Source organism: Halomonas sp. AOP43-D1-4 (genome assembly GCF_052446175.1).
GTDB classification, from domain to species: domain Bacteria; phylum Pseudomonadota; class Gammaproteobacteria; order Pseudomonadales; family Halomonadaceae; genus Vreelandella; species Vreelandella citrativorans.
The window spans coordinates 147,071-170,731 of sequence record NZ_JBQSVY010000004.1; the positions used below are offsets into that span (position 1 = coordinate 147,071).

A 23,661-nucleotide genomic window follows, 5' to 3' on the forward strand; every position below is an offset into this window, starting at 1 on the left:
ATTCTTAAACCGGCTCGCCGCGATAGTAGTGCCACAGAAATAGCGACCCCACGCTGCGCCAGGGCGCCCAGTGTTCCGTAAGCTTTCGTGCCTGCTTGGGCGTGGGTTTGTCGTCTAAACCTTTTAAGCGGCCTAATGCCACGCGTAGGGCGAGGTCGTCGGCGGGGAAGATGTCGGGGCGTTTGAGTGAGAACATCAGGTAGATTTCCGCACTCCAGCGCCCAAAACCGCGCAGTTGAGTAATCGTGGCAATCACGTCTTCATCGCTTAGATGCTCAAGCCCGTCGGCACTGAAGGTGCCGGCAAGCTCTGCTTCGGCAAGCCCCTTGGCGTACTCGATTTTGCGCCACGAGAGCCCGGCATCACGCAGTGCCTGGCCCTGTGTGTCGAGGACGGCTTGGGCATGAAGCTCTGGTAGCAGGGTATTCACGCGACTCATAATCGCACGAGCCGCTTCCGTGGAAAGCTGCTGGCTGACGATGGTGGAGAAGAACGTCGCAAAGCCTTTATCACGCACACGTGGCGAGGGCGCCCCTACCAATGGAAGGGCACGGGCGATATCCGTGTCGGCCCTGGCGAGCGTTTTTAGGGCCTGTTCAATGGTGTCAGGGGTCATATACGCCTTACGGATGCAGAGTGTTAAAGGTGCTTTGTGGATTAAGCCTTTTAACGCAGGCCTGCTTCAAAGCGTAGTCTGTTAAAGTGAAACACTCGCCTGCTAATATTTCATTGAGCATATTTATACTTTCGTCTAATCCTGCGATCATCGCCCCACTATATGGCCGTTTGTTAAGCAGGCGTTTGGCGCGTCTGAGGAGAAAAAATGCAAGAGTCGCCCCAAGGGCTGGCGCGTAACCCGCGTTTGGCCGAATTCGCCTTGGCGCTAGGTGGGTTTGGTATTGGCACCAGTGAATTCGTCATAATGGGCCTGATGAACCGTGTCGCGAGCGACCTGGCGGTTAGCGTGCCGCAAGTTGGCTACGCGATCAGCAGCTACGCGTTAGGCGTTGTGGTCGGGGCTCCGTTGATTTCCGCATTGGCCGCGCGCGTGCCCAAGCGGGGGTTATTAATTGCGTTGATGCTGGTGTTTGCCATCGGCAATATTGCCAGTGCCATGGCGCCTGGGTTCTGGTCGTTCGTGGGGCTGCGCTTTGTGGCAGGTTTGCCGCATGGCGCCTACTTCGGCGTTGCGGCATTAGTCGCCGCGGGGGCGGTGCCGGTTGATCAACGTGCCCGGGCCATTTCCCGTGTCATGCTGGGCTTAACCACGGCCATTTTAATCGGCGCGCCGCTCGGTACCTGGGCGGGTAACCAGTTTGGCTGGCAAATCGCGTTTTCCGGGGTAGGCGTTATAGCGTTACTGACCGCGCTATTAATTCGCGGGTGGGTGCCGGTGCAGCCGTTTGATGCACTCGCAAGCCCGCTGCGTGAGCTGTCGGCACTGGCCAAGTCTCGCGTTCTGGTGACGATTGCCATTGCCTGTATCGGCTGTGGCGGTATGTTCTCTATTTTTAGTTATGTGATGCCCACTCTGACGCAACAGGCGGGCATGAGCGAGGCCTTGGGGCCGCTGGTACTAGTGATTTTCGGTGTGGGGTCGATTATTGGCAATCTGGTCGGCGGTCGCATGGCGGATAAGAACCTGATGAGGGCCATTCCAAAAATTCTGGTTTGGTGTGCCTTGATTCAAGGGCTTTATTACTTTGCTGCCAATAATGTATGGACAGGACTTCTGTGCGTTGGGCTTGTGGGTACCTGTATGGCCCTTGCCCCTTCGTTACAAACTCGCTTAATGGATGTGGCCGGGGATGCTCAAACCATGGCGGCCTCGCTTAACCATGCTGCGTTTAATGGCGCTAATGCATTAGGTGCCTGGCTTGCCGGGTTGGCAATTAGTGCGGGTTTGAACTGGTCGAGTACGGGGCTGGTGGGCACGGGCCTGGCGCTATGCGGGCTAGCGATTTTTGTGTGGGGGCGCTGGCTTGAGAAACGCACCGACAGCGTGGCTGTGGGGTTATAAAAGTGGCATAAATAGCCATTCATTCCTAGGGTATAAGGGTGCAACCCATAAGGAGGTGACTATGCATACTCAATTGATCAAGACATCGCGTGTTTTAACGTTGAGCGCTATTACCGCACTAACAATTGGTTTAGCTGGCTGCGGTACAACAACGGGTGAACGCTCCGCGAGTGGCGCTGGGGTAGGTGCCGCTGTGGGTGCGGGCGCTGCCGCTGCCACGGGTGGCAGTGTCACGGGCGGTGCCGCGCTAGGCGCAGGCGTTGGTGCCGCAACGGGCGCCCTGACCGATGAAGACGATATCAATCTAGACCGCGATTAAGCGTGAAAGCCCACTGCTCGTTCGTCATCGCTTATTTTTCTTAAGGGCCTGTTTCTCTTAAAGGATGATGTTCTTAAAGCACGGGTTTTAACGGCATAATCGGAAACCGCGCATGCCCATGTGAAAGTGATCGGCATGCGCGGCATTGTAATCAGGCCCCAATACGTTGCCAAATGTACGGCAAGCGCCATCCCGCGCTGCTCGCAAGAACTCTCCTGTTTCCCCTTCATCATCCCAGTGGTTGATCAGCGTTATACGTTGGCCGTTCTCAAACTGAAACCCGATAACATCCAGTGCTTCCGCCGTGGCATGCTCACTGCGCCGGTCGCTCTCACGATGGTAAATATTGCGGCAGGCAAAGCTGCCCACGTGATTTACCTGAGCCACGCGGCTTCCCATGATTGCTTGCGCCGCCGGCTGCAGTTCGTGACGCTCGTACATCACCCAGGCAAGCGCTAGCGGGCAGTAAGCCACAAAGCTTTGGTTAAAGCGCACGCTGCTGGCCTGCATACGTACAATATTGGTCAGTGGACAGTTTGCGGTGGGGGAGTAATCGGCAAGGGGGGTATAGCTCAGCTCGCTGTCTGGCACGGTATTCAGCGCGGCTAAACAGGCGTCTCTATTGTTGCTTAAGCGTTTGATTTTTAGCTGAGTAACGGGCGTTATCGGATCATCGATATGAAGAGGAGCCCACGGTGCCCAGTGACGAGGAGTGTCAATAATACCTTTTTGCACGGCCACACCAAGTGCAATAAGAGCCAATATAACCAGCGTGCTGCGCATCCAACCTCCTTGGGTACTTACGCAAACTCTACAGTCCGCGCAGAGGGTGTGCGATACTGCGCACCTTAAATAAGCGTGTTGCTTTGCTTGCTCCGCTAATGATCTTTTTGCTAGCTGTTTTCACTAACTATTTTTACTAACCGTTTTTTCGCTAACAAGGGAAGCGCTGTATGTCCCAAGGTACGCTTTTTATTGTTTCCGCCCCGTCGGGTGCAGGCAAAACCAGTCTGGTTCGCGAGTTGATTGAAAGCCTTGATGGCATTCAGGTCTCGGTATCGCATACTACCCGCGTTAAGCGTGACGGTGAGGTGGATAGCGTTAATTACCATTTCACCACGGTGGCTGACTTTGAAGCGATGATTAAGCGTGGCGACTTTTTTGAGTATGCCAAAGTCTTCGATAATTACTATGGTACGTCGCGCGAGGCGGTTCAAACGCTGTTGAAAGCGGGCCAGGATGTTATTCTGGAAATCGACTGGCAGGGCGCGCAGCAGGTACGCGAACAAATGCCTGAGGCGGTATCCATCTTTATTCTGCCCCCATCGCTTGGCGAACTGGAACACCGCTTGGCGAATCGCGGTACGGATGAACATGCAGTGATTGCACGGCGCATGCGTGATGCGGTTAGCGAGATGTCACACTTTAATGAGTACGACTACCTGGTCATTAACGATGACTTCACCACGGCGTTTCGGGAACTGCAGTCGCTGGTGATCAGTCGCCGCTTAACGCTTACCAAGGTGAGCGAGCGCCATGCGCCACTACTGGATGCGCTCTTGTCACAGGCGCCCAGCGTCGAGTAATCTATCAGGTTCTATCACTATTCTTTTTCGCTGGGCCGGTGGCGTTATCCAACAACATCGGCCCAGCGTCGTCATTACAGGAAGGCCCCATGGCTCGCGTAACCGTTGAAGATTGTCTGGAAAATGTCGAAAACCGCTTCAAGCTGGTGATGATTTCCACCCAGCGCGCCCGCCAATTGGCACGTGGCTCGCGTGATGCCCAGCTGGCTTGGGAAAACGATAAGCCTACCGTGATGGCATTGCGTGAAATTGCGGCAGGCCTCGTGGATCACACCGTACTCGACGAACCTGTTGAAGCGCCTGTTCGCGTGCGTCCCGCCATGGCGCCCAGCGCCCAAATCGACGACTAAGGCTGAAACGAGCAGGGGCGCGGTAAATGTTCACCATTGATGACCTGGCCGATCGACTCGGCGGCTATTTACCCTCAGATGAGATCCAGCAGGTCAAGCGCGCCTTTTATTACGCCGAGCAGGCCCATGATGGCCAGCGTCGGCGCTCGGGTGAGCCCTACGTTACCCATCCGCTTGCTGTGGCCAATATTCTGGCCAATATGCACATGGACCATCAAAGCCTGATGGCCGCCATGCTGCATGATGTCATTGAAGATACCGGTGTTTCCAAAAAGGCGTTGGCTGCCCAGTTCGGCGATCCGGTGGCGGAGCTTGTCGATGGCGTTTCCAAGCTGACCCAGATCACCTTTGAAGATAAAGCCGTTGCTCAGGCGGAAAACTTCCAGAAGATGGTATTGGCGATGTCGCGGGATATTCGCGTCATTATCGTCAAGCTAGCTGACCGCCTGCATAACATGCGTACGCTTGGTGCGCTCAGGCCGGATAAAAAGCGCCGTATTGCCCGAGAAACGCTGGAAATTTACGCCCGTATTGCCGGGCGGCTAGGCATCAATACGATCCGTATTGAGCTTGAAGATCTTTCGTTTCAAGCCATCCACCCCATGCGTTCAGAGCGTATCAAGCGAGCGGTCGCCAGCGCCCGGGGGAATCGGCGTAGCGCCATGCGTGAAATCCAGTCGTCACTGCAGCAAAGCCTGGATGAAGAGGTGTTGCAGGGCACGGTTATGGGGCGGCAAAAGCACCTGCTCTCGATCTATAAAAAGATGCGCGACCAGCGTAAACCGTTTGCTGAAATCATGGACGTATTCGGGTTTCGGATCATTACCGAGGATGTCGCCAACTGCTATCGTATCCTGGGCGTGGTGCATAACCTGTATAAGCCGGTGCCGGGGCGCTTTAAAGACTATATCGCCATCCCCAAGGCCAACGGCTATCAAAGTCTTCACACTACGCTGTTTGGGCCGCGCGGCATGCCGATTGAAGTGCAGATCCGCACCCGCGAAATGGAGGCCATGGCCAATAACGGTATTGCGGCTCACTGGCTCTATAAAGCGGGGCAGACCACGCATCCGATTGCTGAAGGCAGCCATGCGCGCGCCCGGGCATGGGTGAAAGGCCTATTGGAGATGCAGCGCCACGCCGGGAACTCATTGGAGTTTATCGAACACGTCAAAAACGATCTGTTCCCCGACGATATTTACGTGTTTACCCCAAAAGGCGACATCATGGAGCTGCCCCAAGGCGCCACGGTGATCGACTTTGCGTATAGCGTGCATACCGATATCGGCAATAACTGTATTGCTTGCCGAATTGATCGCCATTTGGCGCCGCTTTCAACACGCCTGGAAAGTGGCCAGACGCTGGAAATTATCACCGCGCCCGGCGCACGCCCCAACCTTGCCTGGCTTAGCTTTGTCTCGACGGCCAAGGCGCGCTCGGCTATTCGCCACGCGCTGAAGCATCAGCAGCAAACCGAAGCGATTACGCTTGGTCGGCGGCTCCTTAACAAGGCGCTGGCGCCGTTTGAAACCAGCCTGGAAGAGCTTGACGACAGCGTGCTTCAGCAAGCGTTAAAAGAGCTGGAAATAGCCTCACAGGATAGCCTTCTGGAGTCGCTGGGCCTGGGCAACCGTATGGCGCATGTGGTCGCCAGGCGCTTGATGGACGTCGCTCATGGTGATCATCCCGATTCCCGTTCAGGTACCTTTGATGGTGGCAAAGCCGTGCTGATAAGCGGCAGCGAGGGCATGGTGATTAACTTTGCTCGCTGTTGCCATCCGCTTCCTGGCGACCCGGTGCTGGGCCATCTTTCTATGGGTAAAGGACTGGTGGTGCATCGCGCCGAGTGCAGAAACCTGATAGAGCATAAAAACGATCCTGATAAGCTGTTTACGCTTGAGTGGTCTGACGCGATTGATGAAGACTTCCCGGTAGCATTGCGGATTGAAATTGAAAGCCGTCGAGGCCTCGTCGCGGAGCTTGCAGGGCTGGTGACCGATGCTGATGCCAATATCGAGCGAATTGGCATTGAAGAGCGTGATGCGCGCCTCTCTACGGTGAATCTCACGCTGTCGGTCAAAGGCCGCGTTCACCTTGCACGTATTATCAAACGCATTCGTAATTTGCCGAACGTCGGAAAAATTACCCGTATGACCAACTAAACCTATTAAAGCGGCCTGGCCGAATTGCCATCCGGCACCGGCCACGTATCGCTATTGCAGTCATTACCTATTTTTGAAAAAAACAGACCCCCTTTTAAACTTTATACAAACACGCTGGTTGGATAATTAACGCTTAATAATGACTGGTACTGAAGAACGACGAGTACTGAATAACTGAGGAGCGAAACACCGCATGAGCAATAAAGCCGTTATTAATACTGACAAAGCCCCCGCCGCGATTGGCCCTTACTCGCAGGCGATCAAAGCGGGTAATACGGTCTATCTCTCTGGTCAGATTCCGCTAGACCCAGCGACCATGGAGCTGGTGTCCGAGGACTTCGAAGCACAGGCGCGCCAGGTATTTACCAACCTGAAAGCCGTTTGCGAAGAAGCCGCAGGCTCGCTTGGCGATGTGGTGAAACTGAATTTGTACCTGGTCGACCTGGATAACTTCGCCATCGTTAACAAAGTAATGGAAGAGTTTTTCTCTACACCGTTTCCTGCCCGCGCCGCGGTGGGTGTTAAAGCGCTGCCTAAAGGCAGCCAGGTAGAAGCCGAAGCCGTAATGGTCATCGGTGACTAAACCGTTCACGACGTTTTTGCTATAAAAAAACACCGGCTGAGCGTTTAGCGCCCAGTCGGTGTTTGCGTATTGATTATCTCGTCTGCTATCGACTGCTTCGCTATCTGAAGTAACGCTTTTTTACCCGGAAGTTTTCAATCAGGCTTTCTGAGTCTCTAAAAAGCCGCCCTCTTTGAGTATCTGAGCGTAGCCTTCACGGTAGCTTGGGTAGCGAAACTGATAGCCGGTTCCAAGGATACGTTGGTTATTACAGCGCTTACTGGCCCGGCGGCGCAGCGGCGACTGCATGGTATCGGTTGATTCCACCTTCAGTTGCTTGCCTATCCAGGCCATCACGTTATGCATGGTGACCGGCTCGCAGTCGCTACCCAGGTAAAGTTCCGCCAGCGGTTGACCGCTTTCCTGGCTGCGAATTAAATGCGCCAGAATACCGGTGCAATCATCCCGGTGAATACGGTTGGAGTAGATAACCGGCGTAACCGCAGCGATGCGGCCTTCTGCTACCTGGTGAATCAAGCGGTCACGGCCAGGCCCGTAAATGCCTGAAAAACGTACCACAGTGCCGGGTAGCGAATGGTTAAGCAGTAGTTGCTCCGCTTCATACATCAGCATGCCAGAGAAGCTGGTGGGGCCGGTTGGGCTATCTTCGGTCACCTCCTCGCCTTCCTGCTGACCATATACGCTGGTAGAGGAGACAAAAAAGACCCGACGCGGTGGTTTTTTGTGCTGTTCCATCACGCTCAGTACGCGCTTTAGACCGTCCGGATAGGCGCTTTGGTAAGCGCTCTCTTCAAAGCGGTCAGCGCTTACGCTATAAATGATGTAGTCCGCTTGGGGGAGTGCAGATGCATTGGCCTCATCAAGATCATTAAGGTCAAGCGCCAGGGGTTCAATGCCGGTGTCTTCTAAAGCCGCTGTTTTACGACGTGCGCCAATGACGTGGTGCCCCTCATCAATCAACTGGCGTCCTAAGGTAATGCCGAGATCACCACAACCGATAATCAGTATCGTTAGCTTCACCTTGTCCACTCCTTTTGATAAATATTCCCTATTGGATACAAACTCGCTGCGAGATGTGACATCGTCATCAGGATTTCCTGTCCCTTTTCGTCCCGCTGACTGCCATGATATTCGTCATGAGCTGCTACGAGAGGATGCCCACTGGCGCCGTTATGACTTTAACAGAACTTCGCTACATCGTAACCCTTGCCCAGGAGCGCCACTTTGGTCGCGCGGCTGAACGCTGTCATGTGTCGCAGCCCACGCTTTCTGTGGCGGTGAAAAAACTGGAGGAGGAGCTTGATATACCGCTGTTTGAGCGCTCCAAATCCACGATTCAAGTAACCCCCCTTGGCGAGAAGATCATTGCTCAGGCTCAGCGCGTGCTGGAGCAAAGCCGGCTGATTTATGAAATGGCCAGCGCGGGTAAGGATCAGCTATCCAATCCACTACGCATTGGGGCTATTTACACGATTGGTCCCTACTTGTTTCCGCACCTGATTCCTGCGCTTGCCAATATTGCGCCGCAAATGCCGCTGTATATTGAAGAAGGTATGACCGGAACGTTACGTTCCAAGTTAAAAAATGGTGAGCTGGATGTCATTATTGTGGCACTACCGTTCACGGACACCGATATTGTGACCAAGCCCATTTACGAAGAGCAGTTTGAAGTCTTGATACCGGCAAATCACCGCTGGGTAGAGCGCGAGGCTATTCGTAAAGAGGAGCTGCTGGAAGAGCGCTTGCTGCTGTTGGGTGAAGGCCACTGCTTTAGAGACCAGATTCTTGAGGCGTGCCCGGCGATTAGCCAAAAGCTTAACAACCCGAATAACACCTTGATTGCCGAGGGTGGCTCGCTGGAAACCATTCGGCATATGGTGGCGTCACGGCTAGGCATTACCGTATTGCCGCAGTCAGCGTTAGGTACCGACCAGTATGAAAACGCGATGCTTGAGAGCCGACCCTTTGTGGATCCCGCCCCTTCACGGACGGTAGCGATCGCCTGGCGAGCCAGCTTTCCGCGCCCTAAAGCGATCGACGCCCTGGTGGATGCCATCAGCCAGTGCCAACAGCCCGCCCAAAAGGGTAAAGCGCGCTCATGAGCGATCTTAATGGCCCCGTCACTGCGCTTAAAGGCGTCGGTGAAGCGTTGGCGCTCAAGCTTTCGCGGTTGGGCATTGAACACGTAAGCGATCTGCTTTTTCACTTGCCGCTACGCTATCAGGATCGCACCCGCTTAACGCCAATCGGCCTGCTACGCGCCGGGCAGGAAGCGGTGGTAGAGGGTGAAGTGACCGCCTCTGATGTCGTAAAAGGGCGGCGGAGAAGCCTATTGGTACGCCTGCGCGATGGTAGCGGTATTCTAAGCCTGCGTTTTTTTCACTTTTCGCCTGCCCAACAGCAGCAGTTGCGCCCGGGCGTTTCGGTACGTGCGTTTGGTGAAGCGCGGGCTGGGGCCACCGGGCTTGAAATTTACCATCCCGAATATCGCTTGAATGCAGCGGGCGAAACGCCGGTCGATGAGTATTTCACCCCCATCTACCCCACCACCGAAGGCTTGAATCAAGCCCGCTTGCGCGCATTGACGCAGCAGGCGCTTGGCGTACTGGATAGCGCGCCCGAAGCGCTGCCGGATGTCATTCCTGACGTGCTGCGTCAGCGTTTTCACCTGCCGGGGCTGCACGCCTGCCTACATTTGCTGCATCAACCCCCGCCTGATGTGGACATCGAAAAGTTGACCAGCGGCCAGCATGCCGCCACGCGCCGTCTGGCGGTGGAAGAGCTTTTAGCGCATCAACTAAGTCTGCGTGAAGTGCGCCTGCGTATTCAGGCCGACGGCGCTCCTCAACTGTCTTCCGGGCGCAGCCTTCAGGCACGCTTTTTAGCCCAGTTGCCGTTTGCCTTAACGGGGGCCCAAAGGCGAGTGCTTGAGGAGATTGCGCTGGATTTAAGCCGCCCTGCCCCCATGCTGCGCCTGGTGCAAGGCGATGTGGGGTCGGGGAAAACCGTGGTGGCCGCCATGGCAGCGCTAGCGGCCCTGGCAGGCAATTGCCAAGCGGCGATAATGGCACCTACCGAAATCCTTGCTGAGCAGCACTACCGGGCGTTTAAGGCGTGGTTTGAGCCACTGGGTATTGAAGTCGCCTGGCTTGCGGGCAAGTTAAAGGGCAAAACCCGCCTGGATGCCAAGGCAGCCATCGCCGATGGTCGCGCACGTATGGTGGTCGGCACCCACGCGCTGTTCCAGGACGACGTTCATTTTCAGTGCCTGGGGCTGGCCATCATCGACGAGCAGCACCGCTTTGGGGTCCACCAACGCTTGGCTCTGCGTGAAAAAGGCGAAGCGGGTGGGTTAACGCCGCACCAACTGATCATGACCGCGACACCTATTCCCCGCACGCTGGCCATGAGCGCCTATGCGGACCTGGATGTCTCGGTGATTGACGAGCTACCGCCGGGGCGTACGCCGGTTAAAACGGTAGTGGTGTCTGACGAGCGCCGCCCGGAGGTTGTTGAGCGGATTCGCCGTGCCTGCAGCGATGGTCGCCAGGCCTATTGGGTGTGCACGCTGATTGATGAGTCCGAAGTGCTGCAGTGCCAGGCGGCGGAAGTCACCTGCCAGGAATTAACCGACGCGTTACCGGAGCTTGCCATTGGCTTGATCCACGGGCGAATGAAGGCCAGCGAGAAGGCCGACGTGATGGCTGCTTTTAAAGAGGGTGAACTGGATCTGTTGGTCGCCACCACGGTGATTGAAGTGGGGGTAGATGTACCGAATGCCAGCTTGATGATTATTGAAAACCCGGAACGCCTGGGGCTTTCTCAGCTTCACCAATTGCGTGGTCGCGTGGGCCGAGGGAGCACGGAAAGCTTTTGTGTACTGCTTTATCACCCGCCGCTCTCCAAAAGTTCTCGCCAGCGCCTAAGCGTCATGCGTGAGACCACTGATGGTTTCCGTATCGCTGAAAAAGATCTGGAAATCCGCGGCCCGGGCGAGGTGTTAGGCACCCGACAAACGGGCCTGGCACAGATGAAAATAGCCGACCTGGAACGCGATGCTGACCTGTTAGAGCGCGTCACCGCGTTAGCGTGCGAGCTGCAAAGCGAGCCGCAAATAACCGCCGTGCTGGTACGGCGGTGGTTGGGCGAGGCCGCAGGCCGCTACGGGCAGGTATAGCGGTCAGTAACGGTGCGTTTAAACGCTAGCGTTAGGGCGGGTAGCTTCCTCGATGAAGGCTGATGTGCGGGTCAAGCGATTCGCCGCCTCACCCAAAGGCGCTAGCTGTTCGGTGATGAGGCGTAGCTGGCTTTGAATAGGGCGATACATCACCACGGCTTGTTCGTCAGAGCTTGTCTTGCCGGACTCATCCAGCTGTGTGAGTAGCTCGCTGACGGGCTCATTGAGCGGGGCAACCAGCTGACGCTTGTCCAACTGCTCGGCAAGCTGGCCCAGAAGTTCGCTGATCCGTTTAGCGGATGGCATCAAGGCGGCGTCATCCTCGCCTTCCAGCAAGCGGTGCCGGTGGGCGCCCAGGGCCGAGAGGTGGCTAAGCAGCGTATTGGAGAGCACCAAAAAGCGTAGGCCATTATCGGCATCCTGTTTGCGGTAGTGGCCCGGCTCGTGAAGCATATTGGTGAGCAGGGTAGAAAGCGCGGCATCGGCATTGTGGGCATTGCGCCGTGCCAAGCGGTACGCAAGGTCGTCCTGCTTGCCCTCTTCGTATTGATGAATAATTTCATCCAGATAGCGGCGGTGGTTGGTAACCGTCTTCGCCGCTTCCCGATACAGCCGGCGGCCCTGCCAATCGGGCAGAATAAAAAACACCGCGAGTCCTGCAATCAGCGAGCCAATTAAGGTGTCAAACAAGCGCGGCCAGATAAGGTCGAAGCCGTCGCCTACCTGGTTAAAGCTGCACAGCACCAGCAACGTGATGGCCGCTGTCGCCACGACATAGCGTTTTTCCCGGTTGGCAAAAAAGGTGACGCCAGCGGCCACCGCAATCACGCTCTGCACGCTTGGCTGGGGAAACAGGCTGATCGACACCCAGCCTGCCGTAAGGCCAAGTACCGTGCCCAAAATGCGTTGGGAAAGAAAGCGTCGCGTCGTGGCGAAGTTAGGCCGACATACAAACAGGGTAGTCAGCAAAATCCAGAAGCCTTGTTCGGGGTCCAGCCACTGAAGCAGGCCGTAGCCCGCCATGAGCGCGGTTGTCAGGCGTACCGCGTGGCGAAAGGTGGGCGAGCCAAGGGTAAAGTTAAGCTGTACTCGCTTCCACGCTTCCAGCAGGCTGGAGGGCGAGCGATCATAGAGCGCGCTATCTTCGCGGTCGTTGGTGGTATCCGGGTTATGAGCACTGGCGATCTGTGCTTCGAGCGTTGCGAGGTTGTCCGCCAGCGCATTAAGCGGGTGCATCAGTTTGCGCCATTCGGGTTTGCCGCGTTCGCTCAAATTATCGATAGAGGCCCTAAGGTCGGCCAAGGCTTGTTCACTCTGCTTATGGTCAAAAGCGCGCTTCAGCAGTAACGATTTGGCTAGCTGACGGCAGGCGCGGCCCTGCTGATCCAAAAGTCGCTGGCAGCGAAACAGCACGTCATGGTGAAAAAATGCTTCGGTGAGGGCGCTGTAGGGGTAATGGGTCGAGCTTGCCCGTTCATGAATATCCTGAGCAATAAAGTATATCTGCAGGTAACGGTTAAGCTTTTGACTTCCTCGCTGGCCTTCCAGACGACGAAAAATCATCTCTTTTGCCTGGTTGAGGGCATCCACCACTTTGCCGTTCTGGCGTGCCAGCGCCACGCGACGGGCTTCTACATCGACCCCGCGTACGGGTTCAAACAGCGCTGATTTAAGAATCAGAAACTCGCCCAGCGTCTTGTACACGCGCGCCATGCTCTGCTTGACGGGTTGACGAGAAAAAAGAACACACCAGACAACGGAAATAACCCCGTACCAGGCCGCACCCGCCAACAGCAGCAACTGGCGTGAGGCCACATCGGCATCCACACCGCCGTGCTGCTCAATATTGATCATTGAGTAGATCGATAAAATCAGCGTGCCTGAGGCAATCGTGGCGTATCGCTGGCCGATAGCGCCCAACATGATGAGGGTGAACGTGGATATTCCCAGCCCCAGCGCAAACAGCCATGGCCAAGGAAACAGCCACTGCACGATAAATGAGGCTGAGGTAAAACATACCAGGGTTACCAGCAGCGCCTGTAAGCGGCCTTGCCAGCTGTCATCGGTTTCGGAGAGCGCGCAGGCGATAATGCCCAGAAACAGCGGTATTACCAGGGCGATGTCGCCAAGATAAAGGCTAAATAGCAGGGCTGCGCTGAATGCGATAAAAACGCGCAGGCTATAGGCAAACTTATCAAGTGTCCAAAGACGCCGAAGCGGCAGTGAAATAGGCATAGACGCTCTTATTGTCAGTCGTTGTTAGACTTTAGTGTAAGCCATGGGGCTGGTTCGTTGCTATGGTTTTGGGGTTATCACGTTATGCGTTTTGGAGCAGATAAGCTCCTACCATTCGACCACACGCTTGCCTATATTATCGCCATTGAGCAACCCAATGAGCGCTGGAGCCACGCTGTCGAGTCCACCGCTTACTCTATCGAGCCGCCATGCGATACTTTTTTGATCAACCAGAGGCGCCATAAAACGCTGAAAGTCGTTCCAATGCGTTAGATAATCGGGCACGACAAAGTGATGGATTGCGACCCTTTTTTGCCTCAGCTGGGCAAAATTATCCGGACTTTTACGCGGGCTGCGGGTTTGGTATTGGCTTACTAACCCGCAAAGCACGAGGCGTCCATTCGGTCTCATTGCGTCAATCGCAGCAATAAAAGCGCTGCCCCCGATATTTTCAAAATTGAGCGTAATACCGGAAGGCGCCGCGTTATTAAGTTGCCTGGCGTAATCAGGATGGCGGTGATTAAGTACGGTCTTGAACCCCAAACGGTGTAGCCAATCACGCTTGTCGGTACGTCCGGCTGTCACGATCACGTTTGCCCCTTGGCGCTGTGCAAGCTGTGCGGCAATAGAGCCAACCGCACCGGCAGCGGCACTTACCAGTACGGTATCTTCAGCGGTGGGCTGCCCCAGTAACTGCATGCCTACCCAGGCAGTAAACCCCGTCATTCCTAATGGATGCAAGTAGGCGTCGGGGTCACTGCCCGCCGGTACGCGCATCAGGTGCTGTCCGTCAGTGGCAATGAGCTCCTGCATGGGGAGGTGGCCCACGACGAGATCGCCCCGCTTAAACCCCGGCTCACTGCTGGTGACTACCTCGGCCATGGTCCAGCCTGATAGGGTGCTGCCAGCCTTCCAGCGCTCAATATAGTCATACCCGCTGGGCTGCATCCGCGTGCGCATGTAGGGGTCAACACTGATCGCGAGAGGTTTTAGCAGTAATCGTGTTATGTCTGGCAGGCTAATCTCTGTCTTTTCGATGTGCTCGCAACGCAACTCCCCCTCAGGTAAGTGAGCAATCGTTAAGCCTGTCGTTTTTTTCCTGGATACGGTCATAGCGGTCCGTTCATGACATTAATAGCGCTAACGCTACCGGGAATAAACGCAAAAGGCCTGTTTAAAATCGCTGTGCAAACGTTATGGAGGGAGAAAGGCAGGTGAAACGCGTAGGAACCCGCCACCAACGGGTGGCGGGTAGAACCGCTGGAAGAAGCGTTACAAATACTTCAGCAGTTTTTGCAGCTTGTTCATATCGGTGGAGTCACCGACAAGGCGTACCTCGCCGTTGAGCATTCCATCGAGGAAAGCTTGCTGCGTTGGCTTTCTAAGGATACGTAATGCGGCTTCCTGATCGCGAAAGCGCAATTCAAGATCCAAATCGACTGGCAGGCCTTTACCTGAAGAGACCCCTTTGGGGGTCATCCGGTAGTAGCGAGCAATGCTCAAGTCTTCCGTCGCAATGCCCCAGTCCAGGTGACGCATCCTTTCAAGCTGTTCACGAAAGCGTGGCTTGCGGCGCAGGGCATGTTTGAGCATTAGGCTCAATAGCCACAGCGTCAGCTTGAGTTTCATTAGGAAACGGCGTCCTTAAGCGCTTTACCCGGCTTAAAGGCAACATTTTTGCTGGCCGGAATTTGTAAAGGTGCGCCCGTTTGCGGGTTTTTGCCGGTACGTGCTGCACGCTCACGTACGGTAAAGGTACCAAAACCAATCAATGCCACATCTTCGCCTTTCGCAACGCTGTTGGTGATTTCATCCAGAATAACATTCAGGACTTGGCCTGCTTTGTCTTTGGATAGGTCGGCACCCTCAGCGATGGCAGCGGCGAGTTCAGGTTTGCGCATAGGAAATTCCCCTCATTAAAAGTAAGCGTAAAGCATCGTGGTGTTGTTAAAAGCACTCACTAGGCCAAGCTAGCTTATCCAGCCTAGACGTGAACGCGATAAAAATCAGCCCAGCAGTGTGGGAGCTGCTCGGGAAAGCTCCACTTTCCGTCTCACGCAGCCGCCTGTCAACGCAAAACCGACTAAATTCCCGTCTTTATCTTCGGCAAGCGCCGTCATATCACCCCCTTCGCCCTCAATTCGCCAGTGTTCGGGTATCGCCGAAGGCGGATAGGCCACTACGGGCAATAGCGGCGTTTTCACAATGATGGGCCAGGCGCCAAAGCTGACCTGCGTTGGTGAGCCGGCAAGCGTTGCCGAGAGTGCTTTGGCACTGGCTTGTAATGGCTGGACGTACATGGCATTGAGGCCTTCTATGCAAGCAACATCGCCCAAGGCATAAATATGCGGGTGCGAAGTGCGCAAATATCGGTCTACCTGAATACCTTGTGGTGAAACGGCAAGCCCGGCAGCCTTTGCCAGCGCGGTTCTTGGCGTAAGGCCGGTTGCCAGTAAAACAATATCGGCGTTGACGGTGTCATCGTTGCTAAGCGTTAGCCGAACCGTGCTGTCATTATGCGGGGCTAACTCTTTAATCGTGCGGTGAAGCGCAAGCTTTATACCGGCTTCCTGAAAGGCATCACTCAGCGCAAACCCCAGCGGTTCTGGTAATAGCCTGGGTAACGGCGTGGCCTCTGGAGCAATCAGAGTGACTTGATGGCCACCTGCCTGCAGGTCGTTGGCAAATTCACAGCCAACTAATCCTGCGCCGATAACGGCAATGCGCGCAGGGCGATCGTTCAGCGCGTGATGGAACCGGCGATAGTCGTCGAGATCATTAATGGTAAAGCAGTAGCGAGCAACGCTTTCTGGAATGGCAAACGGCACCCGGGGTTCAGCTCCGGTCGCCAGCACCAGCGTATCGTAGGCAAGTGTTTGCCCGTCACTAAGCTGTACGGTGTGCGTGTCTGGTGTCACGTGTTCTACTGACGTATGGGTAAGCACATGGGCATCCAACTCATCGGCCAGTACTGCGGCTGAATGCCTGGCCAGTTGGTGGGGCGAGAGGCGTTTTGCAAAGCCGGTAGATAACAGCGGCTTGCTGTAGTCCTCGCCGCTGTCTGCGCTCACCAAAATAATCGAGCGCTTATCGCCTTGGCGACGTAGCGCACGGGCAAGCCCAATGCCTGCCATGCCGGTACCAATGATGATCAACTCAGCGTGGCCAGTCGGGTTGCTAACCGGATGTGATGCAGGCATGCCATCCCCAAATAATCGGTGTCGTAAAAGCTTTTAAGACCACCATGTTACACTAGCTTCTCTGTTTTTTGCCCAGGAGTATCTGGTGGTGACGTTCTCTTTTCGGCAAGCGTATGCCTTTCCTGTTTGGCAGCCCGTGGCTGCGTTACGCCCCGCCATGAGCGCTGCCTGGTGGAAGTGGGTTGCGTCTACGGATTCGCTAACGGCTCGCTTACAAGCGGCAGGCGCAGGGCAACCATTCCGTGTTCGCCTGCTGCGCCAAGGCGCCGGCGTGCCTCTGCATGATGAAGCGCAGGCGTTGGGGATTGAGCTTCGTCGCTATGCCTGGTTAAGGGAGGTCGCCCTGTGCGTGGGTGATAACCCTTGGGTGGTCGCACGTTCGGTTGCCCCCTTAACACAGCTAAAAGGCCAGCGATTGGAGCAACTTGGTGAGCGCTCGCTGGGCAGTTGGCTGTTTCGCCAGCCAGATTTAGTACGCGGCCCTCTTGAAGCTACGAGCGGTGCGCCACGCTTTGCCTTCCCTCAGGTTGCTGGCGTGAAAAGTCGTTGGGGGCGGCGCTCAGTGTTTCAACATGGTGGGTTATCGCTACTTGTACAAGAGTACTTTTTATCCACCATGGCAGATGACCTTCGTTTGTCTTCGCGGTAGGCTTGCTCGGCATCTCTTCTTTACGTGAGGTAGGCATGGATCGTTCTTTGTTGCGGCCAGTCGGATGGGCGCGAGTCGCTGATTTTTTACACTTAATGCGCCTGGACCGCCCCATTGGTACCTGGCTATTGATGTGGCCTACCTTATGGGCGCTTTGGGTGGCTACAAACGGGGTGCCTGGTCGCAACGTGCTGCTTATTTTTGTGGCAGGTGTTTATGTTATGCGCGCTGCTGGCTGCGTTGTGAATGATTACGCTGACCGCCATGTTGATGGCCACGTTAAGCGCACGAAACATCGTCCACTGGCGACGGGGCGAATCAGTGAAACCGAAGCCAAACTGCTGTTTATTGGGCTGGTCACTGTTGCGTTTGTGTTAGTGCTGCTGACCAACTGGTTTACGGTGCTGCTGTCGATTGGTGGCGTGGTCCTGGCGTTTATCTACCCCTTTATGAAGCGTTACACCCATCTTCCTCAGGTGGTGCTGGGGGCGGCTTTTTCGTGGGCAATCCCCATGGCGTTTGGGGCGGTGCTGGGATATGTACCTGTGGAAGCCTGGTTGCTGTTTTTTGCGAACGTACTGTGGACGGTTGCTTACGATACCCAATACGCCATGGTCGACCGCGACGATGACCTAAAAATTGGTATTAAATCAACGGCGGTGCTGTTTGGCAGTGCAGACCGCTTGATGATTGGATTACTGCAACTGGCGACGTTGGTGCTGTTAGCCTTTGTGGGTGTTCGTGTGGGGCTGGGTGGTTTTTTCTGGCTGGGCCTTGCCGGTATGGCGGCCACCTTTATTCATCAACAGCGCCTGATTCGGCATCGTGAACGCGACCCGTGTTTTCAGGCTTTTTTGAATAACTACTGGTCAGGGCTGCTGGTTTTTGCCGGCATTGCGCTAAGTTGGTGGCCAGTGGCCGGGCCGCTCTAGCAAAGCGTGATTAGGCCTGTCATTCGTTCTTGTTATTGGCTATTGTCATATAAGTGTCATCAAGTCATGGTGTTATTGTCACTGAGATGTCATTGAATTACCTTTCATTGAGCACCGTGAGGCCCTGGAATGACCGCCAAGACCGTTTTGATTGTCGATGATGAAGCGCCTATTCGCGAAATGATCGCAGTGGCGCTGGAAATGGCTGACTATCGCGTGCTTGAAGCGGATAACGCCCAGGATGCCCACGCGTTAGTCGTTGACCATCAGCCTGACTTACTGCTTCTGGATTGGATGATGCCAGGCACCAGTGGTATTGAGTTGGCGCGACGCCTTAAGCGTGAAGAAGCAACCGCCGAAATGCCGATTATTATGCTCACCGCCAAGGGTGAGGAAGACAATAAGATTCAAGGCCTTGAGGCGGGCGCGGACGACTATATCACCAAACCCTTCTCGCCCCGTGAGTTGGTCGCGCGCTTGAAAGCCGTATTGCGACGCACCACCCCACGTGGCGTAGAAGACCCCATCGAAATTAACGGCCTTCTACTCGACCCCGTCAGCCACCGTGTTAGTGCGCATGGCAAGGCGCTGGAAATGGGGCCCACTGAATATCGCCTGCTGCAGTTCTTTATGACCCACCAGGAGCGAGCCTATACACGCAGCCAACTGCTGGACCAGGTATGGGGCGGCAATGTGTATGTTGAAGAACGCACAGTGGATGTACATATTCGGCGCTTGCGTAAGGCGTTAGGCGATGTGCACCAAAACCTGATTCAGACGGTACGGGGTACCGGTTATCGTTTCTCAGCCCGGGTGTAACTGTGCGCCTATGGAGCCGTGAGCTTTGGCGTATTGCCTGGTTAGCGACCATAGGTGTTTGCCTGGGGTGGCTATTAGGTTCAGCGGGCCTTGGTTTGGCAACCGGGTTGGCCGTTTGCCTTTTTTACCATTTACGCCAACTGCGCGTCCTCTTTCAATGGTTAACCCTTAATCCTCATAACGAGCCCCCGGCTGCGGGTGGCATGTGGGGGGATTTGCTTGATCGTCTTTACCGCTACCAAAAAAGCCAGCGCATTACACAAGGTCGATTGCGGTCTACGCTTGCGCGTATCCAGGAATCCTCAGAGGCCATGCGCGACAGCGTGGTAATGCTCGACCGCCACGGTGATTTGGAGTGGTGGAACAGTGCAGCGACGGATATGCTGGGCCTACAAACCGCGCACGATCGTGGCCAGCACATTACCAATTTGTTGCGTGACCCACGCTTTATCAGCTACTTCAACGCCCGCGATTACAGCGAACCGCTTACGCTGACCTCACCCATTGATGAGCGCAGCATTCTGCAATACCAAATTACCTTGTATGGCGACGATGAGCGCCTGGTGATGGCGCGGGATATCACTCGTTTGCACCGCCTTGAGCAGATGCGCAGAGACTTCGTGGCCAACGTCTCCCATGAGCTGCGTACGCCGCTTACTGTTCTTTCTGGCTACCTCGAAACCTATGGTGACTTGGCTGAGCAGCTTCCGCCTCGCTTGGGCAGGGGGATCGAGCAAATGCAGGACCAGACGCAGCGCATGCAAAATCTGGTTAACGACCTGCTGCTTTTGTCACGCTTGGAAATTGATCAAGGCGGGCAAGACCATCAGGCGCTGTCGGTTGAGCAATTGCTTAATAGCGTCTGCCAGGATGCATTGGCGCTATCGCACCGTAAGCATGTTGTCCGTGTTGCTATTGAAAGTGACGCCCAGCTCATAGGGAGCGAGCAGGAAATACGTAGCGCCATTTCTAACCTGGCTTTCAATGCGGTGCGATATACCCCAGAGGGTAGCCAAATTATACTGCGCTGGGCGCCCATGGAAGATGGAAGCGGATGTATAGAAGTAGAAGATGATGGAGAGGGCATCGATCCTGTCCACCTCCCCAGGCTAACGGAGCGCTTTTATCGGGTTGATAAAGGCCGGAGTACCGCGACAGGCGGTACTGGGCTTGGTCTTGCCATCGTTAAGCATATCCTGCTGCGCCATGATGCTCAGCTTCAGGTTGAATCGCACCCTGGCGAAGGTTCGCTATTTCGCTGTACTTTCCCCGCCACTCGGCTGGCTGCTACCTCCTAGCCTCCTTCCTGGTCTTCTGTATAACCTTTATCCAAGCGTGCCATATGGACAAGCCATCTATGGTTCAAGTCTGCTCATGTGTCATTTTTAGTCAGTTATGGTGGTCCCTTATACACGATCAGCGAGCATGATTGGCACGCGGTATTTGTTTTAAGTTGTTTATTAATAAGAAATATTTTTTTATTTTTGTTTTTTGGCATCACATCTGCATTAATCTGGGCAAGGAAGATTACCGCAGGAAATGGTACGCCAGGAAGGCACTTCCTTAAGGTAAGCGGTATCAACAGCGATCGAGGAGAAGGAACATGATGTCCAAGGAACTACTCAAGAAAGCTGGGATTTTAGGTGTAACATTCGGTTTACTGGCAAGCCCCTTCGCTTTTGCCCAAGAACCAGTAGACCCGAGCCACGATATTACTGCTGATGAAGAACCCGTGCAGCCGCAATCATCTGGTACAGGTGCAGGTGGTGATGCATCTACCTATGATGCAGACGAGCTCTCAGATATGAACGGTGAAAGCGCAGGCGATACTACTCGCCCCGGTGCAGGTTCTTCTCAACATAAAACTCATAATGAGTCGATGGATGGCGGTCCAACGGGCGTAACAGGTGGCGGCGATACGTCATTTGAGCCGAGCGACCTGCCTGAGCAAAATAGCTCTGTGACCACTGGTCAAGATCAGTGACCAGCGGTTTAAACACTCAGCGCTAAAAATTTGTACTACAGTTTAGGAACGAGCACGGGATAAGGATGTCCCATCGCATGGATGCTCACCGATTCATGGATTGAATCAAGCGACAATCAGAGCGTTAGTCAGGGTAAATTCCAAGGTTGGAGTCCCGCAAAAGGAGTGGAAGCTAGCGCTAGTTATTGTCCATAGATGCGAGGTTAGGGCCCTGCCATGGCAGGGCCTAATCTTGTTATGTAGCCTTTGATGAGCAGTCGTGTTTGGCTGGTTTTAAAACTGAACCCCCCCTATCTACGTTTTTTTAACATTACACCCGCTCATAATAGTTTTTTTCACGATTCTCTTGTCCCACGGCGTGATGACCCCTTTCATGCTTTTTAAACGCAAAGGTTGATAACGAGCTTTTTAGCTTGTTCACCATGGTGCTGTGCCAACACTAAAAAAATGTTAGCTTGTTATTTACTTGGATAGCTTTATTTGTGTGGTCGTGTTTAAAAATATTTTTAATCATTCAGCATTTCACGAATTTGGGACGTTTGGGCACTTGGACCATAATCTTGCAGTCAAAGACACTGATCGCTTCTCACCCTTCAGTGCAATGGTATTTACGTTAGTGTGATAATAGCCAAGACAGGTGAGCGGCACCCCACATCAGGAGAGCGTTATGTCATTTAAAGCAGTTTTAAAAACGGCAGGTGTTTTAGGTATTTCTATCGGTTTGATTGCAAGCCCGCTAGCTTTTGCCCAAAGCTCTATTGAGCGTACTAAAGATCGTGCAGTCGGCAGCGATGTCATCGACATGCCGCAATCCACTAGCACGTCTAGTCCTCACTACTCACCCAGTGAGCTTAACCATAGTCAGCGTGATCATATGAACGGCAACTATGCACCGTCAAGCCAGCTGCAGCGGGATCAGGATGGCACCCAGCGTCGTAACACCCATTCGTTCGAATCGACCGAGTTAAATCACAAAGAAGGCGATAGCCTGGACTGGTAAACCACTACTGAAAGCATTAAAAAACCCGTTAAAGCGGGGTTTCGCGTCTAAAAGCGTAGAAAAAAGCATGGCTTTTCAGGTGTTATGAGGGCCGCTGGATCGTAAGCTCATTTGCCGTACGATAATATTGGTCCCACATGAGTACGGCTCCCGCTACGGCCCCCGGAATCAGAAAAAGATTGGCAAGCGGTATCCAGGTAACCAGAGTCACGAGCCCGCCGTAGCTGAGGCTTTGCCACCAGCGCCTGGAAAGCCGTTGACGCATATCCTTGAACGAGACTTTATTATTATCCATAGGATAGTCCAGATAGGTAATGGCCATTACCCATGCGGAGAACAGCCCCCATAGAATCGGCGCAAAGAGGTTGAGCCCTGGAATCCAGCTGATGATAAAGAGGGCAATGGCGCGTGGGGCGATATACGCGAGTTTGACCAGCTCTCGGCCTAGCGCATCAAGCGCCGTTTTGGTCAGCCCGCGATCATCCAGCGGTATACGGCCTGTTTCTTGAATTTCCACTTTAGCCGCTAAAAAGCCGTAAAACGGCGCCGCAATAAAGCTTGTTATCAGGGTAAAGGTGAAAAATACAATGACAATAAGGCTAACCACAAACAGCGGCCAGATCAGCCAGGAGAGCCAATCCAGCCAAGCAGGCACTAATGTCATCCAGTGATCAATCCAGCCCGAAAAGCGCGTAATCACAAAGCTGAACATGGCGGCATAAACAATAATATTGACGAGGATAGGAAGAAAAATATAACGCCGCAGGCCTTTTTGATAGACCAGCCGCGTACCTCGGCTAAGCGCTGTTATTGCATCCAACATTCAAGCAGTCCTCATCAATACAAACGTCCAGGCGGGTGTCCGCCCAGACGTATTGCAAGAGGAAATGCCTCATGGGTCAAGGCTTTTTCGTTACCCTCTGGTCGACGGTATCCAGGTCGCTATGTCGAATATCGAGCCCCTTCACGAGATACACAACGTACTCCGCCAGGTTGTCGGCATGGTCGCCGACGCGTTCCAACGCGCGCAGCACCCACATAATGCTGAGTATTGAACTAATTGAGCGCGAATCCTCCATCATGAAGGTCATCAATGAGCGCATGGCACTGCCGTACTCATCATCGACCGACTCATCTTCACGCACTACCTTCATCGCCAAGTCGGTATCGAAACGGGCAAAGGCTGTCAGCGCATCGCGCAGCATTTTACGTACATGCTCACTGATATGGCGAACTTCAATTAAGCCACGAACCGTGCTGGTGTTTTCGCTGAGCAGGATTGCATTACGCGCAATCTTGCTGGCTTCATCGCCGATACGCTCAAGATCTGAAGTGGCACGAATAACGGCAAGCACCAGGCGTAAGTCTGATGCTGCAGGCTGGCGGCGTGCCAATACACGGGTGCACTCTTCATCAATTTGCAGCTGAAGATCGTTCACTTGCCGGTCGTTATCGCGCACTTTTTCAGCCAAGCGGGTATCGTTTTCCAGCAGGGCGAATACTGCATCCTGAACCTGTTTTTCCACCAGGCCGCCCATGGCCATCAGGTGGGTTTTTAGCTCTTCCAGCTCCTGGTTGAACTGGCGCGAGATATGCTGGCTGTGGGTATCGCTCGTAATATCCATTGAGCACTCCTGATGTTGGG

Annotated in this window: 24 protein-coding genes; 14 read left to right on the forward strand and 10 right to left on the reverse strand. The window is 54.4% G+C overall.

From position 1 onward, the window contains the following. Positions 1-4 precede the first annotated feature (4 nt). Positions 5-616, reverse strand: a complete 612-nt coding sequence (locus tag ACT3RQ_RS05795) for a DNA-3-methyladenine glycosylase family protein (RefSeq protein WP_444639578.1) — start codon at positions 614-616, stop codon at positions 5-7. A gap of 207 nt (positions 617-823) precedes the next feature. Between ACT3RQ_RS05795 and ACT3RQ_RS05800 the strand changes: the two genes are divergently transcribed. Together ACT3RQ_RS05800 and ACT3RQ_RS05805 are read left to right on the forward strand one after the other, a co-directional pair. After that, positions 824-2,020 carry an MFS transporter gene (locus ACT3RQ_RS05800; protein ID WP_444639577.1) on the forward strand — a complete coding sequence of 399 codons (1,197 nt, stop codon included), beginning with the start codon at positions 824-826 and terminating at the stop codon, positions 2,018-2,020. Between the two features lie 61 nt (positions 2,021-2,081). Then, positions 2,082-2,339, forward strand: a complete 258-nt coding sequence (locus tag ACT3RQ_RS05805; protein WP_441677696.1) for a hypothetical protein — start codon at positions 2,082-2,084, stop codon at positions 2,337-2,339. An 87-nt stretch (positions 2,340-2,426) separates the two neighbouring features. On the opposite strand, the gene ACT3RQ_RS05810 is transcribed toward ACT3RQ_RS05805, so the two are convergent. Beyond that, entirely contained in the window at positions 2,427-3,122 is a 696-nt protein-coding gene (locus ACT3RQ_RS05810; protein ID WP_444627322.1) for an extensin-like domain-containing protein, read from the reverse strand. 170 nt (positions 3,123-3,292) lie between these two features. Here ACT3RQ_RS05810 and gmk point away from each other — a divergent pair, with 170 nt between their 5' ends. The 4 genes from gmk to ACT3RQ_RS05830 all read left to right on the forward strand — a co-directional run bounded on the left by gmk (position 3,293) and on the right by ACT3RQ_RS05830 (position 7,020). After that, entirely contained in the window at positions 3,293-3,925 is a 633-nt protein-coding gene (gene gmk, locus ACT3RQ_RS05815) for a guanylate kinase (protein ID WP_444621743.1), read from the forward strand. Between the two features lie 89 nt (positions 3,926-4,014). Next, positions 4,015-4,275, forward strand: coding sequence for a DNA-directed RNA polymerase subunit omega (gene rpoZ / locus ACT3RQ_RS05820; RefSeq protein ID WP_087110274.1), 261 nt, complete (start codon positions 4,015-4,017; stop codon positions 4,273-4,275). Positions 4,276-4,301: 26 nt separating this feature from the next. After that, a complete protein-coding gene (locus tag ACT3RQ_RS05825; RefSeq protein ID WP_172116787.1) occupies positions 4,302-6,437 on the forward strand; it encodes a RelA/SpoT family protein in 2,136 nt (711 codons plus the stop codon). Positions 6,438-6,630: 193 nt separating this feature from the next. Beyond that, a complete protein-coding gene (locus tag ACT3RQ_RS05830; RefSeq protein ID WP_087110278.1) occupies positions 6,631-7,020 on the forward strand; it encodes a RidA family protein in 390 nt (129 codons plus the stop codon). Positions 7,021-7,158: 138 nt separating this feature from the next. Here the strand turns inward: ACT3RQ_RS05830 and ACT3RQ_RS05835 are convergent, their stop codons facing one another. Further along, positions 7,159-8,040, reverse strand: coding sequence for an SDR family oxidoreductase (locus ACT3RQ_RS05835; RefSeq protein ID WP_444621744.1), 882 nt, complete (start codon positions 8,038-8,040; stop codon positions 7,159-7,161). Positions 8,041-8,192: 152 nt separating this feature from the next. Here ACT3RQ_RS05835 and ACT3RQ_RS05840 point away from each other — a divergent pair, with 152 nt between their 5' ends. Both ACT3RQ_RS05840 and recG read left to right on the forward strand, forming a co-directional pair. Next, entirely contained in the window at positions 8,193-9,122 is a 930-nt protein-coding gene (locus ACT3RQ_RS05840) for a LysR substrate-binding domain-containing protein (protein WP_444621745.1), read from the forward strand. Further along, positions 9,119-11,197 carry an ATP-dependent DNA helicase RecG gene (gene recG, locus ACT3RQ_RS05845; protein ID WP_444621746.1) on the forward strand — a complete coding sequence of 693 codons (2,079 nt, stop codon included), beginning with the start codon at positions 9,119-9,121 and terminating at the stop codon, positions 11,195-11,197. The genes ACT3RQ_RS05840 and recG overlap by 4 nt, the downstream gene beginning before the upstream one ends. 18 nt (positions 11,198-11,215) lie before the next feature. Here the strand turns inward: recG and yccS are convergent, their stop codons facing one another. The 5 genes from yccS to ACT3RQ_RS05870 all read right to left on the reverse strand — a co-directional run bounded on the left by yccS (position 11,216) and on the right by ACT3RQ_RS05870 (position 16,632). Next, positions 11,216-13,432 (reverse strand): YccS family putative transporter, encoded by a 2,217-nt coding sequence (yccS, locus tag ACT3RQ_RS05850; RefSeq protein ID WP_444621747.1) that lies wholly within the window; start codon positions 13,430-13,432, stop codon positions 11,216-11,218. Between the two features lie 108 nt (positions 13,433-13,540). Next, positions 13,541-14,545: a zinc-binding dehydrogenase gene (locus ACT3RQ_RS05855; protein ID WP_444621748.1), complete on the reverse strand. Its 1,005-nt coding sequence runs from the start codon at positions 14,543-14,545 to the stop codon at positions 13,541-13,543. Between the two features lie 159 nt (positions 14,546-14,704). Next, complete coding sequence (locus ACT3RQ_RS05860; RefSeq protein WP_444621749.1) at positions 14,705-15,061, reverse strand: hypothetical protein; 357 nt, start codon at positions 15,059-15,061, stop codon at positions 14,705-14,707. Continuing rightward, positions 15,061-15,333 carry an HU family DNA-binding protein gene (locus ACT3RQ_RS05865; RefSeq protein ID WP_009098191.1) on the reverse strand — a complete coding sequence of 91 codons (273 nt, stop codon included), beginning with the start codon at positions 15,331-15,333 and terminating at the stop codon, positions 15,061-15,063. The genes ACT3RQ_RS05860 and ACT3RQ_RS05865 overlap by 1 nt, the downstream gene beginning before the upstream one ends. Before the next feature lie 105 nt (positions 15,334-15,438). Continuing rightward, on the reverse strand, positions 15,439-16,632 hold the full coding sequence (locus ACT3RQ_RS05870) for an NAD(P)/FAD-dependent oxidoreductase (protein WP_444621750.1): 1,194 nt from the start codon (positions 16,630-16,632) through the stop codon (positions 15,439-15,441). Between the two features lie 85 nt (positions 16,633-16,717). Between ACT3RQ_RS05870 and ACT3RQ_RS05875 the strand changes: the two genes are divergently transcribed. The 6 genes from ACT3RQ_RS05875 to ACT3RQ_RS05900 all read left to right on the forward strand — a co-directional run bounded on the left by ACT3RQ_RS05875 (position 16,718) and on the right by ACT3RQ_RS05900 (position 22,016). Continuing rightward, positions 16,718-17,281, forward strand: a complete 564-nt coding sequence (locus tag ACT3RQ_RS05875; RefSeq protein ID WP_192526813.1) for a chorismate--pyruvate lyase family protein — start codon at positions 16,718-16,720, stop codon at positions 17,279-17,281. Between the two features lie 35 nt (positions 17,282-17,316). Continuing rightward, positions 17,317-18,213 (forward strand): 4-hydroxybenzoate octaprenyltransferase, encoded by an 897-nt coding sequence (gene ubiA, locus ACT3RQ_RS05880; protein WP_192526814.1) that lies wholly within the window; start codon positions 17,317-17,319, stop codon positions 18,211-18,213. Between the two features lie 129 nt (positions 18,214-18,342). Beyond that, on the forward strand, positions 18,343-19,032 hold the full coding sequence (gene phoB, locus ACT3RQ_RS05885; protein WP_087110299.1) for a phosphate regulon transcriptional regulator PhoB: 690 nt from the start codon (positions 18,343-18,345) through the stop codon (positions 19,030-19,032). Between the two features lie 2 nt (positions 19,033-19,034). Next, the gene (gene phoR / locus ACT3RQ_RS05890; RefSeq protein ID WP_192526815.1) at positions 19,035-20,330 is read left to right on the forward strand and encodes a phosphate regulon sensor histidine kinase PhoR; all 1,296 of its coding nucleotides are present in this window, start codon (positions 19,035-19,037) and stop codon (positions 20,328-20,330) included. A gap of 305 nt (positions 20,331-20,635) precedes the next feature. Further along, a complete protein-coding gene (locus tag ACT3RQ_RS05895; protein ID WP_441676529.1) occupies positions 20,636-21,016 on the forward strand; it encodes a hypothetical protein in 381 nt (126 codons plus the stop codon). A 667-nt stretch (positions 21,017-21,683) separates the two neighbouring features. Next, entirely contained in the window at positions 21,684-22,016 is a 333-nt protein-coding gene (locus tag ACT3RQ_RS05900; RefSeq protein ID WP_444621751.1) for a hypothetical protein, read from the forward strand. An 82-nt stretch (positions 22,017-22,098) separates the two neighbouring features. Here ACT3RQ_RS05900 and cysZ read toward each other — a convergent pair whose 3' ends face one another. Beyond that, a complete protein-coding gene (gene cysZ, locus ACT3RQ_RS05905; RefSeq protein ID WP_172116799.1) occupies positions 22,099-22,839 on the reverse strand; it encodes a sulfate transporter CysZ in 741 nt (246 codons plus the stop codon). 76 nt (positions 22,840-22,915) lie between these two features. Then, a complete protein-coding gene (gene phoU, locus ACT3RQ_RS05910; RefSeq protein ID WP_442352895.1) occupies positions 22,916-23,641 on the reverse strand; it encodes a phosphate signaling complex protein PhoU in 726 nt (241 codons plus the stop codon). Positions 23,642-23,661: the final 20 nt, after the last annotated feature.

Bases quoted from the DNA above. Each gene is read 5' to 3' on its own strand.
- ACT3RQ_RS05825 (WP_172116787.1), top strand. From the start codon at position 4,302: ATGTTCACCATTGATGACCTGGCCGATCGACTCGGCGGCTATTTACCC.
- ACT3RQ_RS05900 (WP_444621751.1), top strand. From the start codon at position 21,684: ATGTCATTTAAAGCAGTTTTAAAAACGGCAGGTGTTTTAGGTATTTCT.
- ACT3RQ_RS05865 (WP_009098191.1), bottom strand. From the start codon at position 15,333: ATGCGCAAACCTGAACTCGCCGCTGCCATCGCTGAGGGTGCCGACCTA.
- recG (WP_444621746.1), top strand. From the start codon at position 9,119: ATGAGCGATCTTAATGGCCCCGTCACTGCGCTTAAAGGCGTCGGTGAA.
- ACT3RQ_RS05870 (WP_444621750.1), bottom strand. From the start codon at position 16,632: ATGCCTGCATCACATCCGGTTAGCAACCCGACTGGCCACGCTGAGTTG.
- ACT3RQ_RS05895 (WP_441676529.1), top strand. From the start codon at position 20,636: ATGATGTCCAAGGAACTACTCAAGAAAGCTGGGATTTTAGGTGTAACA.
- ACT3RQ_RS05795 (WP_444639578.1), bottom strand. From the start codon at position 616: ATGACCCCTGACACCATTGAACAGGCCCTAAAAACGCTCGCCAGGGCC.
- ACT3RQ_RS05860 (WP_444621749.1), bottom strand. From the start codon at position 15,061: ATGAAACTCAAGCTGACGCTGTGGCTATTGAGCCTAATGCTCAAACAT.
- gmk (WP_444621743.1), top strand. From the start codon at position 3,293: ATGTCCCAAGGTACGCTTTTTATTGTTTCCGCCCCGTCGGGTGCAGGC.
- ACT3RQ_RS05810 (WP_444627322.1), bottom strand. From the start codon at position 3,122: ATGCGCAGCACGCTGGTTATATTGGCTCTTATTGCACTTGGTGTGGCC.
- yccS (WP_444621747.1), bottom strand. From the start codon at position 13,432: ATGCCTATTTCACTGCCGCTTCGGCGTCTTTGGACACTTGATAAGTTT.
- rpoZ (WP_087110274.1), top strand. From the start codon at position 4,015: ATGGCTCGCGTAACCGTTGAAGATTGTCTGGAAAATGTCGAAAACCGC.
- phoB (WP_087110299.1), top strand. From the start codon at position 18,343: ATGACCGCCAAGACCGTTTTGATTGTCGATGATGAAGCGCCTATTCGC.
- phoU (WP_442352895.1), bottom strand. From the start codon at position 23,641: ATGGATATTACGAGCGATACCCACAGCCAGCATATCTCGCGCCAGTTC.
- ACT3RQ_RS05855 (WP_444621748.1), bottom strand. From the start codon at position 14,545: ATGACCGTATCCAGGAAAAAAACGACAGGCTTAACGATTGCTCACTTA.
- ACT3RQ_RS05830 (WP_087110278.1), top strand. From the start codon at position 6,631: ATGAGCAATAAAGCCGTTATTAATACTGACAAAGCCCCCGCCGCGATT.
- ACT3RQ_RS05840 (WP_444621745.1), top strand. From the start codon at position 8,193: ATGACTTTAACAGAACTTCGCTACATCGTAACCCTTGCCCAGGAGCGC.
- cysZ (WP_172116799.1), bottom strand. From the start codon at position 22,839: ATGTTGGATGCAATAACAGCGCTTAGCCGAGGTACGCGGCTGGTCTAT.
- ubiA (WP_192526814.1), top strand. From the start codon at position 17,317: ATGGATCGTTCTTTGTTGCGGCCAGTCGGATGGGCGCGAGTCGCTGAT.
- ACT3RQ_RS05805 (WP_441677696.1), top strand. From the start codon at position 2,082: ATGCATACTCAATTGATCAAGACATCGCGTGTTTTAACGTTGAGCGCT.
- ACT3RQ_RS05800 (WP_444639577.1), top strand. From the start codon at position 824: ATGCAAGAGTCGCCCCAAGGGCTGGCGCGTAACCCGCGTTTGGCCGAA.